Genomic DNA, 14079 nt, shown 5'->3' on the forward strand with positions numbered 1-14079 from the left:
CGTGTTCCCCGGGTGGCGGCCCGCCTGGTCCGGGAGCTGGCCGCGCTGGCAGTCGCCGCGATCGTCGTGGCATGGGGCGTCGCTCAGTGCCCGTACCTGGTGGGCGCCCACACGGCGATCGGCACGGTCGCCGCCCGAGTCATCGCTGGCCGTCCTCGCAGCGGTGGTGGCGGCCGCAATCCTGCTGGTAGGGCCGTCGTCCGGGTTGCTGTATGCGCTGCAACAGCGGCAGCTCAGAGGCTGAGCCGGCGGTCATGGTGCCGCTGTCGGGCACGAACTGCGCTAGCGATACGGTGCGCGGAAGACGAGCCGGCGCGGCGGTGACCCCGAGCTGACGCCGGCGGTTCGGTCGCGGATCGTAGCCGTGCTACCCGTCCGTCTCGTCCCGCCAGCCGGCGGGTTCGGGATGGTAGCCGTAAGCGGCGGCCCGCACCGTCTCCTCGTTCTCCAGCCCGGAGCCTATCGCGCCGCCCACGGTGGCCAGCGAGCTGATGATCCAGGCAAGCGTCAAGTAGTCGGTGAAGTGGACCGGCCGCTGCAAAGTCTGTGCCAGCACGGACGTATCGATCAGCAGCGCCGCGGCAAGCACCGTTCCGGCGAAGAGCATTGCATAGGACGCCGCCGTGGCCAGGGTGAGAGTGAGAATCGTGCCCAAGTTGAACATCCGGGCCAGCTCGGCCGGCGTCTGCCGGTCCGGTTTCTCCCACAGGTCGTGCGCGACGATCAGCCACGCCACCAGCGCGGTCAGCCCGAGCACCATGATCACGGCGAGGCGGAGTGCGCCGAGCGCATCGCCCATCTGCCAGATGGTGCTGGTGGTGAGCGCGAACGCGGCCGTACCGAACGCGCCGACCAGCAGCTTCGACAAGCCCAGGAGCGCACGGCCCGGACGGTTGGCCCGGACCATCCCGATCAACAGCCGCACCCGGCCGATCAATCGCGAGGCGACGTAGCCGAGCTCCCCGTCGTTGCTCCCGCCGACCATCCGGCGGATGACGGCGACCCGGCCGGCCAGCTCGGCCGGTGCCCAGCCGACCATCGGCACCCGCTCGTCGGAAGCGTCGGTGAGCAGCCGGCCCACCAGATCCGGGACGATCGCGCGGACCCCTCGTAACTGGCGCAGTCCCAGCGCGGGCAGGGACACCATCGCGGCGCGGCGCCGGGCGGAAGCATGCGCGACCAGCGGCACCCGCGCGGTGTGCAGCGGCAGGTCGGTCAGGCAGATCGCGATGTCCCACCGGTCGTCGGCGCGCCGGCTCGCAAGATCGTCAAGGAGCGCCTCGACGCCGCCGTCGCGCCGCGGCGCCACCTCACCCCAGCCTTCCCGGACGATCCACCGCACGCCCGGGTCGACCCGCTCGCCGAGCCGGCCGGCCAGTTCGGCGGTGAGCCGCGCCGTCACTCGCGCCGGATAGTCCGGCGGGGTCGCCACCAACCCGACGACGATCTCCGCGCGGTCCCGTTCACGGTCTGTCATCGGAGCTCCTCACTCCTAGCAGGCAATCCCCGCATCGGCGTTCCCTGCTCCGGCACACACCTGCCTCGGCGCATCAGGTATTGCTGCTCCGGTCGGCGCAGCGGGCGCTTGACCGACGACCTCGGAGTAGTCGTTTCGGAGCGCGGAGGAACTCCGGTCGGGTCGCCGCCCGTCGCGTCGGCATCGCACGTGGTCGCGGGCTGCGGCATGGAAGTGGGGCGGTGCAGTTGTGGCGAGCGTAGGCGTGCCGGAACCGGAACGGCCCAGCGGACGCTGATTGCCTGGGCCACCGGCAAAGCCCGCTTCACACCCATCACACTCTTACACCACGTTGCCGGACGTGACCGCGGGACGCCGTAGGTGCGGCCATGTGAACCGCCCGAATCGCCCCGTCCGGGTGAGCCGGTCTCACCCGGACAGGGGCGACCGTTCGGACGTGGCAGCGCAGTGCTGTCCGTAGCCGAAGGGACGGTACCTCGTGACCACCACCCCCGCTCGCTACCGCGGCGCCGCCGGACCGCCCGCCCGTCGCATCGACCCGTTCGCCGAATTCCAGAGCCTCCAGGAACAAATGACAGACATCTTCGACAGCATCTTCCAGCAGCCTCTGCAGGCTGGCGGCGCACTCATCTGGTCTCCAGCCGCGGACACGCTCAACGATCGCCACGGATCCGCCCCGGAAACCCGCGGCCTCGCGACGGCCGGCACCTACGTGCCGGCCGCTGACAGCGCCCCGGTCAGCGCGAACCAGCAAGCGGTTATCGCCGTCTTCGCTGACTTCGACACGGCGCAATGGGCGGTCGAGCGGCTCGTCGAGGCCCGCCTGCCCCCCGAACAGATCTCCGTGGTGGGCCGGGACCTGCAGAGCGAGCTGCGGCTGAACGGGTCCGTGACCACGGGCGGCGACCGGATGCAGGATTCGGTGGTGTACCTGGCGGTCGACGACAAACGCCTCCTCGCGGAGGTCTGACCCGTGACCGCGACGGTTGATCCTCACATCAGCCTGATCCGGCCGGTCGTGCCGCAGACCCCACAGGGTTGTGCTGAGTGCCTGGCACTCGGCATCCCGTGGGTTCACCTGCGATTGTGTCTGACCTGCGGGCACGTCGGTTGTTGCGACGCGTCCCCGGGCCGACACGCTCGGCATCACGCACAGACGGAGGGGCACCCGATCGTCCGGTCGTTCGAGCCGGGCGAGGGCTGGCGGTGGTGCTTCGTCCATGAGGCCTACGTCTGAAATCCAGTCAAGCGCAGAATGCGCTGCCGGTTTCGGCTGACTCGATCACGCGCTGCAGATGCAGCCCGTGCTCGACGTCCAATGCCGGCGTTACCTGCCGCTCTACCGCGGCGGCGAACTCGGCGTACATGGTGCGGTACGCGGCCGGCCCGACGACGCCGATGCAGCCGAGCGCCGCTGCACCTCCCGGCGCGAAGACTTCGACGTCGGCACGGAGGATTCCGCGTGGCACGGTAGCCGACACGGAGGCCTCGCTGTGATGACCGACCAGGTGATCGAGCATGAGGCCGATCCAGCCGGGCCGGTCACCGTGCGCCTCTACGCCGGCGATCGGGCCGAGCGTGGCCTCCAGCAGATCGAGAAGATCCACTCCGTCGTCGCGCCGCACGCCCCGCTCGATCCGCCAGGTGGCCGCGAGGTCGTCGTCCAGGTGATCGTCGGAGAGCACACGGCCCCAGCCGCTCACCGGCCGCACCCGCTTCCATTCGGTGCGCAGGAAGTGCCGCACATCGGCGGCGTAGCGCCAGGCGAGCCCGATCTGCGGGACGACGTTGTTCTCCCTGCGGCCGATAGAGGTCCCCAGCGTCAGGGCCGTCGAGATGAGCCGGGCTCACCCGCCCGGCGAGTAAACGTTCATCGCACGATCGCGTCCTGCAAGCCGGGGCGTGCCCGACCGGCGGCGGTGACAGCCGTCACGCCGTCGATCGCCGTGTCCCCGCGGCCGAAATCGGGCTCGGCGACGGGACTGCTGAAGTAGTAACCCTGCAGCAGTGTGTAGCCAAGCCGATAGAGCGCGTCGGCCTGCTCGGCGGTCTCGACACCTTCGGCGACCGCAGTCATGCCGAGTCCGGTGCTTATCTGGATGAGCGCCTCCGCTATCACGCTGTGCCGGCCGGCCTCCGTGACATTGTCGACGAACGACTTGTCGACTTTGAGGATGTCGACCGGCACGGTCTGCAACAGGCCGAGTGACGAATGCCCAGTACCGAAGTCGTCCAGCGCGATCCGTACGCCGAGCTTGCGCAGTTCGTGCAACGTGGTGACCGCCTGGCCGCCCTCGAACACGGCAGTCTCGGTAATCTCTACGGCAAGGTACTGCGGTGAGAGTCCCGTCTCGGCCAAGATGTCCGCGACAGTCGTGGCGAAGCCGGGCCGGGCGAGTTGACGGGCGGAGACGTTGACGCTGACCTTGTCGGGTGCGCTAGCGCCCAGTTCGGCCCGCCACCGTGCCATTTGCCGGCAGGCCGTCCGCAAAATCCACACACCGAGTTCGAAAATGAGGCCGTTCTGCTCGGCCACGGGCACGAACTGCGCCGGACTGACCATCCCTCGCTGTGGGTGATCCCAGCGCACTAGCGCCTCCACGGCGGCGACCCGGCCCTGCGGGAAGGCCACGATCGGCTGGTAGACCACCCGAAACTGGTCGGCGTCCAAACCGATCTGCATCTCGGCGCCGAGCTTGGCGTGCCCCGTCGACTGTTCATCCAACGCCGGCTCCCAATGTCGGTATGCCTGCCCCGCTCTCTTGGCCGCGGACATTGCTGCCTCAGCCCGGCGCAGCACCTCCATCGGGTCGTCGCGCTCGCCCTCGGCGAGACCTATACCGACGCCCACGAGCAGATCGTGGCCGCCCGCGTGAATCGGTTCGCGCAGCTGGGCGGCGAGTTCCGTGGCCAGCGCGCCGGATTCCTGGGCGCCCCTGCCGGGTAGCAGAACGGCGAATTCGTCGCCGCCCATCCGGGCAAGCAGAGCATCGCCCGGCACCGTCCGCGCAAGCCGTTGGCCGAGGGCACGAAGAGCCCGGTCGCCGACCGACCGTCCGAGTTCGTCGTTGACATTCTTGAAACCGTTCAAGCCGAGCAAGGCCACCCGAGCCGGGCCGTCGGCCATCGCCACACGCAATGCGCTCTCGAATCGACGCCGGTTGGCCAGACCTGTCATTTCGTCCTGCATGGCGAGCATTTCCAGGTCCTGTGACTGCCTTTTCAGCTGCGTCAGGATCAGGGCCATCCGAGCGACGGTGAGCAGGATAAGGACGATGGCGCCGCAGGCGATGACCGTGCGGTCGACGGTGTTCTTCCCGGCGTACGGGGTCAAAAGCAGCGCCGGCCCGAGCAGCGAGCACGCGGCGGGTGCGCACAAGCGGGCCACACTCTGTTCAGGGTTCGGGGGTCGCACGACGCCGGGATCCGCCGCCATCGAAGGGTGCAAGGCGGCCGCCGCCCAGAGCAGAGTGGAGGCGACGAACATCGCATCCAGGGCAAACGGGTCGGCATCGAAGTAGAAAATCAGCACGGAGTAGCTGATGTCCGCTGCCAGCAAAGTCGCTGCGGCGGCGTTGAGCAACTTGTTGCTAGGAGTGCGGCTACGCGGGCCGGTGAACAGCCACGCCAGCATCACTATCAACAGCAGGTCCGCTAGGGGATATACGGTGCTGATCGCACGAGCCAGAGCCATGGACGAGCGGTCGGCCACGGTCGGATGCAAGATGAACGTCCAGAGCACCAGGCCAAGCCCAATGGCGGCGACGGCCGCGTCGATCAGGTGACTAATCTCACCGCCGCGACGGCGATGGCGGGACAGCAGCAGCAAACCCATGACGCGCAATGGGTAGGCGGCAAGGTAGAAGGCATCGGCGGCGGAGGGGTACGGCACGCTGCCCAGGCCGTACAGGTAATAGTCGTACGTGATGTCGCCGAGCACCGAAACGACCTGCCCAGACGCAAACCAATACCACATGCCGGGGCGACGCGGCCGATGCAGCCGCACACTGACGAGGACGGCCACCGCAGCCGCCAGGCCAATGACGTTGTAGCAGACCCGCGCGATGAGCGACGAGGAAGGCAGCAGAAAATACCAAGTCGTCGTCAGCACACCAGCGGCGAGCCACCAGCACCAAATCCGCGTAAGTCGCACGACCAGCAATCGGCCTCACCACAACGACATCTGAGCCCAAGTACGAAGTCGCCCAGCTTTGTAAAACAGCTCACTACGGGGACCGGATCGGGGCCTTCGGTTTCCGGATAGCCGAGTGATCGGCACACCAAAGGCGGCCCGCGCAAACTCAGCAAATGTGAATACCCTCTTACCCACACGGAAAGAGAACCACCATCCGATTACCGAATATAGTAGTAGCGGCGAGGTGATACGGTATGCTCGAGAGCGATGCCGATGACGGCGCTCACGCTGTCACAGTTCACAGCTCTGACCTGGATGAGACCCGGCTAGTGCTCGCCGAGCACTTCTACTCCAATTTCGTCGACATGCTGGAGCCGTCGGAAAGCCTTGACACCCAGCTCCGGGTCACCAATCTCGGCCCGGTCACAATCGGTGACGTGCGCTTCGGCACGGACCTCAAGCTGAGGCTGCACGAACTCGGCGCCTACCACGTCGACGTGCTCCTGTCCGGCCGGCTCGAATGGCAGCAGGGCAGAGACGAGCCCCAGGTTGCCACCGAAACCAGCGGGGCGGTGTTCCAGCCCGTCGGCGACACCGTTCTCCACCGGTGGACCGGCGACTGCCGATTACTGGCAGTAAAGATCGACCGCAGCGCCCTCGAGATGCAGCTGGCCCGCATGCTCGACACCCCCGTCGGCTCCCCGATCGCGCTGAGCCGCCAGCTGGATCAGACCCACGGCCCCGGCCGAACTTGGACCAATATGGTCCGCATGCTCGCCGCGGACGCCTTCGGCGAGAACCGCGGCCTGATGCAGAATCCGCTCCTCGCCGAGCCCCTCCAGGAGATGCTCCTGCGAGGCTTGCTACTCGCCGGCGACCACCCGTACCGGGACCGGCTAGCCATGCCCGGCGGACCATACCCAGCGCCCCGCGCGATACGACAGGCGATCGAGGTTCTGCACAGCCGTCCCGAGCAGCCGATCACCATCGCCAAACTCGCCGACATAACCGGCCTAAGTGAACGGGCACTGCAGGCGGGCTTCCAGCGATACGTCGGCATCTCGCCCACTACGTACCTGCGTCAAGTCCGCCTTGACCGCGCCCACGAGGAGCTTCGGCAGGCGGACCCCGACCAGACGACGGTGGCCGACATCGCACACGGCTGGGGATTCACACATCTCGGACGTTTCGCGGGCTCCTACCGTGCACGGTACGGCGTGCCACCGTCCCAAACGCTCAACGCCTCCACCGGCCCACGAGCGGTACACAACGTCCCGCGACGACAGTCATAATCTGGAACCCGCCTGCATAGAGCTGGTTTCCCGCGCATCGGCCATAGTGCCCGTCCGGTGCCGGCCACTCCCCCGCGAGCGGGTGCCCATTCCGCAATGACCGGATCTCATAGGTTCTCGTCAGCCTGCTGCAGTGTGGGATGGGCGTGTCCTCCGTGCCACCACGCGCGCCGTCGCTGGTGGAGGACATGACTTGGCCGAGACGACCTGGATCGGTGACGTCACCGCTGGCGCAGACGCAGGCCGGCCATCAGCAGCGTGACACCGCGTCGAGTGCCTCGCGTTCGGCTCGGGAGGGGAAGTTGCGGGGCGCCGGGTCGGTCATGGCGTGGTCCGCGCATGGCGCTCGGCGGCAGCGAGGTGGTAGGCAACCATATGCCGGTGGCTGAGGCTTTGGGTCGTTTGTTCCGAGGGCGATCATCCAGAGCAGGACGAACGCGGTGATACTAGGTCAGACGATAGCGAGTACGCCGAACAGGATTGCGGCGACGACGCGCAGGGCCACCGCCTATCTCTGACGGTTGAGCGTCTCCGACACGATAGTTTCCTTCCGGATGTCATATGCGAGAGCGCCGCCGATCGGCGGCAATCCCGAACCTGCCAAGATGCCCGTGGATCAGGCGGACGGCCATGGCGCCCTCTCCGACCGCGGACGCGACCCGTTTGATCGAGCCACTGCGGACGTCACCGACTGCGAGGACGCCGGGGCGGCTGGTCTCGAGCATCGTTGGTTGCGGTGCGTCGGCGCACACCTGTGCTCCGGTCAGGACGTAACCGCGCTCGTCCAGGGCGACACCTGACGCCAGCCAGCCGGTGCACGGCTGCGCCCCGATGAAGACAAACAACACCTTCGCCGGGAGCTCCTGCCGCTCACCGGTCCTGGTGTTGCGCACGCCCAGCGCCTGCAGCCGGCCGCCGTCGCCGGCCAGCTCGGTGATCTCCGTATGGCGCAGCACGTCGACGTTGGGCAGCCGCTCGATCTGGTCGACCAGGTACCGGGACATGTCGCGGTCCAGCTCGTTGTGCAGGATGATCAGCCGTACCTGCGCGGCGTGCCGGGCGAGGAAGACCGTGGCCTGGCCGGCCGAGTTGCCGCCGCCGACTACCGCTACCGGCTGTCGCTCGCAGAAGACCGCCTCCATGAACGTGGCGGCGTAGTACACGCTGGTGCCCTCGAACTCCGCGAGGCGCGGCACGTCGAGTTTCCGGTACCGTGCCCCGGTGGCGATCACCACCGTCCGGGTTCGCAACTGTGTCCCGTCGTCGAGGTGCACGATCTGGTCGTTGTCGTGCCATCCGAGGCGTACCGCCTCGGCCGGAACGTTGAGGTCGGCGCCGAACTTCTTCGCCTGCACCACGGCCCGGTCGGCCAGGTCGGCCCCCGAGATGCCGGCCGGGAAACCCAGATAATTCTCGATCCGGGAGGACGTGCCGGCCTGCCCGCCGGCAGCCACCGCGTCGAGGACGACCGTCACGAGTCCTTCGGAGGCGCCGTACACCGCGGCGGCGAGGCCGGCCGGCCCGGCGCCGACCACGACGACGTCGCACATCGCCTCGTCCGCGGCGGAGCGACGCAGGCCGGCGACCCGGGCCAGTTCCGCGTTCGAGGGGTTGCGCAGCACCCGGTCCCGCCAGATCACCACCGGCGTGTCCTTCGCGCTGATGGACAGCCGACGCAATAGCTCCTCGGCGCCCGGATCCTCCTCCAGGTCGATCCAGGTGTGCGGCACCCGATTGCGGGCGGCGAGCTCGCGCAGGCGCCGGGTGTCCGGGCTGAACCGCGAACCGACGATCTTGATGCCGGTGATGCCGCCGATCAGCAGTTCCCGGCGGGTAAGAAAACTGTGCAGGATCAGGTCCCCGAGGTCGGGCTCCGCGCGGACCAGTTCGTGCAGCCCGGGCAGGGGCACCGCGAGAACCTCGCCCGGTTCGTGCGCGACCAATGAGACAAAGGACGGCTGCCCGGTGAGCAGGCCGAGTTCGTCGAGAAACCGGCGCGGGCCGTGTACCCGGACCGTCCGGGCCTTCGGGGTGCCGTACCCCTCGATCACCGCGACCTTGCCGGACAGCACGACGAAGAAGTCGCGGTCCCGCTGGCCCTCGGCGACAAGCACGTCACCCGGCTGGAGCGGCCGCTTCTCGCCGCGCCGGCTCAGCAGTTCGATCTGCTCGTCGGACAGGCGGGGATAAGCCCCGGCCATGTCCGGTGTCTCGGAGAGCCGCTCCTCCCGCGGGCTCATGCTTGGCTCCGGAGGACCTCGTCCGTCCAGCTGCGCAGGGCCGAGGCGGGGGCGGCGCCGGCCCGGCGCGCCACCACCTTGCCGTCGCGCATCAGGATCAGGGTGGGTACGGCCTGGATCGTGAACCGCTCGGACACCTTCCGCGCCCTGTCCACATCGACCTTGACCAGCTTGAGTTTGCCGGCCAGGTCGCGCGCCACCTGTTCCAGCGCCGGGCTGACCTGCCGGCACGGGCCGCACCAGGTCGCCCACATGTCCACCAGGACCAGGATGTTCGCCCGCTCGGCCACGTCGCCGAAGTCGTCGTCGCCCGCCTCGGCGATCCAGGGCAGCGGCTGGCGGCAATTGCCGCACTGCGGGAAGCCCTCGGCGGCCGCGGGGACCCGGTTCTTGCGCCCGCAGTTCAAGCACTCGATCACCCTGCTGTCCACGTCACTTCTCCAGCGGGTTCTCGTAGGTGACGGTCAACTCGCCGTCGATCACGTTCACCCGGATCACCGCGCCATCCTGGGCGTCCCCGGCGAGCAGCGCCCGGCCGATGCGAGTCTCCACCTCGCGAGCGATGAAGCGGCGCAACGGCCGGGCACCGTACACCGGATCGAAGCCCTGGCGGGCGATGAACCGCTGTGCCTCGTCGGTGACCCCCAGCGTCATCCGCCGCTCGGCCAGGCGCTCACGCAGCTCATCGAACATCAGGTCGACGACGCGCTCGATCTCCGCCTGGGTCAGCGGCTTGAACAGCACGATGTCGTCGACCCGGTTGAGGAACTCGGGCCGGAAGTGCCGCCGCAGCTCGCTCATGACCAGCTCGCGGCCCTCGGGCTTGATCTCACCGGCGTCGGAGATGCCCTCGAGCAGATACTGCGAGCCGATGTTCGAGGTCATGATGATCACGGTGTTGCGGAAGTCGACGGTGCGGCCCTGCGCATCGGTGAGACGTCCGTCGTCGAGCACCTGCAGCAGGGTGTTGAACACGTCGGCGTGCGCCTTCTCGATCTCGTCGAAGAGCACCACCGAGTACGGCTTGCGTCGGACCGCCTCGGTGAGCTGCCCACCCTCTTCGTAGCCGACGTATCCGGGTGGCGCCCCGACGAGCCGGCTCACGGTGTGCCGTTCCTGGTATTCGCTCATGTCGATCCGGACCATGTTGTCCTCGGTGTCGAACAAAGCGGCCGCGAGTCTCCGCGCCAGCTCGGTCTTGCCCACCCCGGTGGGGCCGAGGAAGATGAACGATCCGATCGGACGGCGCGGGTTCTTGATGCCCGAGCGAGCCCGGATGATGGCGTCGGTGACCAGCTGGACCGCCTCGTCCTGCCCGATCACTCGCTCGTGCAGGATCTGGTCCAGCCGCAGCAGCTTCTCGCGTTCACCTTCGGTCAAGCGGCTGACCGGTATGCCGGTCCAGCGGGACACGATGGACGCGATCTCCGCCTCGGTGACGACCTCACGCAGCAACCGTTTGCCGCCCTGCTTCTCGGCAAGCCGCTGCTCCTCGGCCTGCAGCCGACGCTCCACGTCGGGCAACCTGCCGTGGCGCAGCTCGGCGGCGCGGTTGAGGTCGTAGTTGCGCTCGGCCTGTTCCGCCTCCAGCCGGATCTGCTCCAGCTCACGACGCAGTTCCTGAACCCGTTTCAGCGCCCGTCGTTCGGCGTCCCATTGGGCACGCAGCGCATCCACCTCGGCCCGCCGGTCGGCGAGCTCCTTGCGGAGCTGGTCGAGGCGGGCCACGCTGGTCGGGTCGTCCTCCTTCGACAGCGCCGCCTCCTCGATCTCGAGACGGGTCAGTCTCCGGGTGAGCTCGTCCAGCTCGGCAGGCATCGAGTCGATCTCCGTCCGCAGCATCGCGCACGCCTCGTCGACCAGGTCGATGGCCTTGTCGGGCAGGAACCGGTCGGAGATGTACCGGTTGCTGAGGACAACGGCGGCGACCAACGCCGCGTCCTGGATCTTCACACCGTGGAAGACCTCCAGCCGCTCCCGCAATCCGCGCAGAATCGAGATGGCGTCCTCCTCCGACGGCTCCTCGACGAGCACCGGCTGGAAGCGGCGCTCCAACGCCGCGTCCTTCTCGATGTGCTTGCGGTACTCGTCCAACGTCGTCGCGCCGATCATGTGCAACTCACCACGGGCGAGCATCGGCTTGAGCATGTTGCCGGCGTCCATCGCGCCCTCGGCGCCGCCGGCGCCGACGATGGTGTGCAACTCGTCGATGAACAGCAGGATCTGGCCCTCCGCCGCCTTCACCTCGGACAGCACCGCCTTGAGACGTTCCTCGAACTCGCCGCGGTACTTGGCGCCAGCCACCAGCGATCCCATGTCGAGAGCAAAGACCTGCTTGTCGCGCAGACCCTCCGGAACATCGCCGTTGGTGATCCGCTGAGCGAGCCCCTCCACGATGGCCGTCTTGCCCACGCCCGGATCGCCGATCAGCACCGGGTTGTTCTTCGACTTACGGGACAGGATCTGGATGACGCGGCGGATCTCGCCGTCCCGCCCGATCACCGGATCCAGCTTGCCGATGGCCGCGTCCGCGACCAGATCCCGGCCGTACTTGGCCAGCGCCTCGTAGGCGACCTCCGGCATCGCGGACGTCACGCGCTGATTGCCGCGGATGCTCGTCAGAGCCTGCAGGAAGCCGTCGCGGGTGAGCCCCGCCTCGCCCAGCAGCCGGCCGGCGGCGGTCGCCGAGCCCTCGTCGAGCAGGGCGATCACCAGATGCTCGACCGAGACGTACTCGTCCTTGAGCCGTTTGGCCTCGCGTTCCGCGGAGTCGAAGAGCCGGGACAGCCGCTGGGTCACATAGACCTGGCCGGGCGCGACGCCCGGACCGCTGGTGCGAGGCCGCCGGTTCAGCTCCGCCTCCACCTTCGCCCGCACCGCGCGGGCGTCGGCGCCGGACGCGTCGAGCAGCCGGGGCACCAGCCCTTCGGCCTGGTCCAGCAGGGCCAGCAGCAGATGCTCGCCGTCGACCTCGGTATGGCCGTACCGGAGCGCCTTTGTCTGCGCGTCGTGCAGGGCCTCCTGCGATTTCTGGGTCAGGCGGTTCAGATCCACGGGGTTCCCCCGGTACGTCGAAGGGAGGTCATACGCAGCTGGCGCTCGAGGTCGGCGACCCGGTCGAGCAGATCGGCGACGAGCCCGAGCGAGGAGTAGTTGAGGCCCAGCCCGGCGCGCAGGCGCCGAATCCGCGCCACCGCGAGCACCTGGTCGCGGTGGAACCACGGCTCGCCGGCAGAGTCGCGGACCGGCTCGAGAAGTCCCAGAGCGACGAGCCGATGGGTCATCTCCGGGTGGATCCCGGCGACGCGGCTGAACGTGACCAGATCCAGTCGTCCGGTGGACGGGCCCGGCCTTCGAGCAAGGGGGTAGGTCACGACTGCCGCCTAGGGTCGAAAGTGGATGTGGCGGCGAGCTGCTCGAAGAGCCGCCGTTCCTCGTCGCCGAGCTTGGGCGGCACCATGATCTGGGCCACGGCGTACAGGTCACCGTTGCGGCCACGCGGATGGGGCAACCCACGGCCACGCAGCCGGAGCCGCCGGCCGCTGGAAGTGCTGGCCGGGACCTTGACCTTCGCCTCGCCACCGGGCGTGTCGATGGCGACCGAGGTGCCTAGCGCGGCCTCCCAGGGGGCGAGCGGCAGGTTCACGCTGATGTCCCGGCCGTCCACCCGGTAGCGCGGATGCGGCGCCAGCCGGACCCGCAGGTACAGGTCCCCCGGCGCCGCGCCGTCGCTACCCTGACCGCCCTGACCAGCCAGGCGGATCCGCTGCCCGTCGGTAACCCCGGCCGGGATGGTCACCTCCAGCGTCCGGGTGCCGGCCGGACCGGACAGCGTCACACTGCGACGCACGCCGGAATAGGCCTCCTCCACCGACAGCTCAAGTTCGGCCTCCTGGTCGGCTCCGGCCACCGGTCCCCAGCCGCCTCGGCCACCACCGAACATGCCGCCCAGCAAGTCCTCGAGATCGATGTCGTGGACGCCGCCGGACTGGAACAGGACATCCTCCGCGGTCGCGCCGCCGCGGCGCGCCCCTCCTCGGCCGCGGCGGGCACCGCCCGAGCCCGCGGCAGCCCGGGCGCGAGCCCAGGCCTGAGGATCGGTGTCCGCCCGCACCTGCCGGAAGTCCGGCCCGAAGGCGTCATAGCGGCGCCGCTGCTCCGGATCGGAGAGCACGTCGTACGCCTCGGAAATGTCCTTGAACCGTTCTTCCGCCCCCGGATCCTTGTTGATGTCCGGGTGGTAGGTGCGCGCGAGTTTGCGGTACGCCCGCTGCAGTTCCTCGGTGCCGACGTCCCTCGGCACGCCGAGCGTCTCGTAGAAGTCGCGGGACGGTGCCATCAGGTGCCCTTCGCCACGACCACCGAGGCCGGCCGGAGCGGTCGTTCGTCACTGCCGTACCCGGGCCGGACGACGCGCAGCACCGTGCCCGGTTTCGCCTCCGCGTCCGGCATCGTCGCCACCGCCTCGTGCCGGCTCGGGTCGAACGGCTCGTTCACGTCCGAGCGACGGGGGAATCCCAGGTCGGCGAGGACGCCGAGGGCTTGTTCGTGGACGGCCTGCACTCCGGAGACAATCGACGCCGGGTCGGCGTCGGCATGCTGTAGGGCCAACTCCAGATTGTCGAGTACGGGCAGCCACCGCGCGGCCACCGCGGCTCGCTCGTCGTCCCGCTGCTGAGCGGACTCCCGGGCCGCTCGCTTCCGGAGGTTGTCGAAGTCGGCCAGCGCCCGCCGCCAGCGGTCCTCCATCTGGGCGAGCCTGGTGCGCAGGTCCTCGGTCTCGTCGGCGGCACCGGGCGCCGCGCGCGTGCCGGTCTGGCCGGCATCGGTCCGGCCGGTGCCCTCCGGGCGGGATTCGCCGGACGGCGAACTCGCCCCAGGTCGCGAGGTTTCACCGACCGCCGTCCGGCGCTGCTCCTGTTCACTCATCGCCAG

Annotated in this window: 12 protein-coding genes; 3 read left to right on the forward strand and 9 right to left on the reverse strand. The window is 68.8% G+C overall.

Annotated features, from left to right (window positions below):
* Positions 1–367 precede the first annotated feature (367 nt).
* Entirely contained in the window at positions 368–1477 is a 1110-nt protein-coding gene (locus ACZ6TB_RS01185) for a hypothetical protein (RefSeq protein ID WP_465549233.1), read from the reverse strand.
* A gap of 478 nt (positions 1478–1955) precedes the next feature.
* On the opposite strand from ACZ6TB_RS01185, the gene ACZ6TB_RS01190 reads away from it, so the two are divergent.
* Both ACZ6TB_RS01190 and ACZ6TB_RS01195 read left to right on the forward strand, forming a co-directional pair.
* The gene (locus tag ACZ6TB_RS01190; RefSeq protein ID WP_465549234.1) at positions 1956–2447 is read left to right on the forward strand and encodes a hypothetical protein; all 492 of its coding nucleotides are present in this window, start codon (positions 1956–1958) and stop codon (positions 2445–2447) included.
* A gap of 48 nt (positions 2448–2495) precedes the next feature.
* Complete coding sequence (locus tag ACZ6TB_RS01195; protein ID WP_465550274.1) at positions 2496–2714, forward strand: UBP-type zinc finger domain-containing protein; 219 nt, start codon at positions 2496–2498, stop codon at positions 2712–2714.
* A 7-nt stretch (positions 2715–2721) separates the two neighbouring features.
* On the opposite strand, the gene ACZ6TB_RS01200 is transcribed toward ACZ6TB_RS01195, so the two are convergent.
* Together ACZ6TB_RS01200 and ACZ6TB_RS01205 are read right to left on the reverse strand one after the other, a co-directional pair.
* A complete protein-coding gene (locus ACZ6TB_RS01200) occupies positions 2722–3222 on the reverse strand; it encodes a hypothetical protein (protein ID WP_465549235.1) in 501 nt (166 codons plus the stop codon).
* A 125-nt stretch (positions 3223–3347) separates the two neighbouring features.
* Positions 3348–5630 (reverse strand): putative bifunctional diguanylate cyclase/phosphodiesterase, encoded by a 2283-nt coding sequence (locus ACZ6TB_RS01205; RefSeq protein ID WP_465550276.1) that lies wholly within the window; start codon positions 5628–5630, stop codon positions 3348–3350.
* 236 nt (positions 5631–5866) lie between these two features.
* Between ACZ6TB_RS01205 and ACZ6TB_RS01210 the strand changes: the two genes are divergently transcribed.
* Positions 5867–6904: an AraC family transcriptional regulator gene (locus ACZ6TB_RS01210; RefSeq protein ID WP_465549237.1), complete on the forward strand. Its 1038-nt coding sequence runs from the start codon at positions 5867–5869 to the stop codon at positions 6902–6904.
* A gap of 557 nt (positions 6905–7461) precedes the next feature.
* Here ACZ6TB_RS01210 and ACZ6TB_RS01215 read toward each other — a convergent pair.
* From ACZ6TB_RS01215 to ACZ6TB_RS01240, 6 genes are read right to left on the reverse strand one after another with little or no spacing between them, the layout of a single operon-like run.
* On the reverse strand, positions 7462–9144 hold the full coding sequence (locus ACZ6TB_RS01215; RefSeq protein ID WP_465549239.1) for an FAD-dependent oxidoreductase: 1683 nt from the start codon (positions 9142–9144) through the stop codon (positions 7462–7464).
* A complete protein-coding gene (gene trxA, locus ACZ6TB_RS01220; protein ID WP_465549241.1) occupies positions 9141–9575 on the reverse strand; it encodes a thioredoxin in 435 nt (144 codons plus the stop codon). The genes ACZ6TB_RS01215 and trxA overlap by 4 nt, the downstream gene beginning before the upstream one ends.
* 1 nt (position 9576) lies before the next feature.
* Positions 9577–12198, reverse strand: coding sequence for an ATP-dependent chaperone ClpB (gene clpB, locus ACZ6TB_RS01225; RefSeq protein WP_465549243.1), 2622 nt, complete (start codon positions 12196–12198; stop codon positions 9577–9579).
* Positions 12189–12518 carry a chaperone modulator CbpM gene (locus ACZ6TB_RS01230; RefSeq protein WP_465549245.1) on the reverse strand — a complete coding sequence of 110 codons (330 nt, stop codon included), beginning with the start codon at positions 12516–12518 and terminating at the stop codon, positions 12189–12191. The genes clpB and ACZ6TB_RS01230 overlap by 10 nt, the downstream gene beginning before the upstream one ends.
* Entirely contained in the window at positions 12515–13483 is a 969-nt protein-coding gene (locus ACZ6TB_RS01235; RefSeq protein ID WP_465549247.1) for a DnaJ C-terminal domain-containing protein, read from the reverse strand. The genes ACZ6TB_RS01230 and ACZ6TB_RS01235 overlap by 4 nt, the downstream gene beginning before the upstream one ends.
* The gene (locus ACZ6TB_RS01240; RefSeq protein ID WP_465549249.1) at positions 13483–14073 is read right to left on the reverse strand and encodes a nucleotide exchange factor GrpE; all 591 of its coding nucleotides are present in this window, start codon (positions 14071–14073) and stop codon (positions 13483–13485) included. Before ACZ6TB_RS01240 ends, ACZ6TB_RS01235 begins: the two co-directional genes overlap by 1 nt.
* Positions 14074–14079: the final 6 nt, after the last annotated feature.

Source organism: Actinoplanes sp. NPDC051537 (assembly GCF_055586105.1).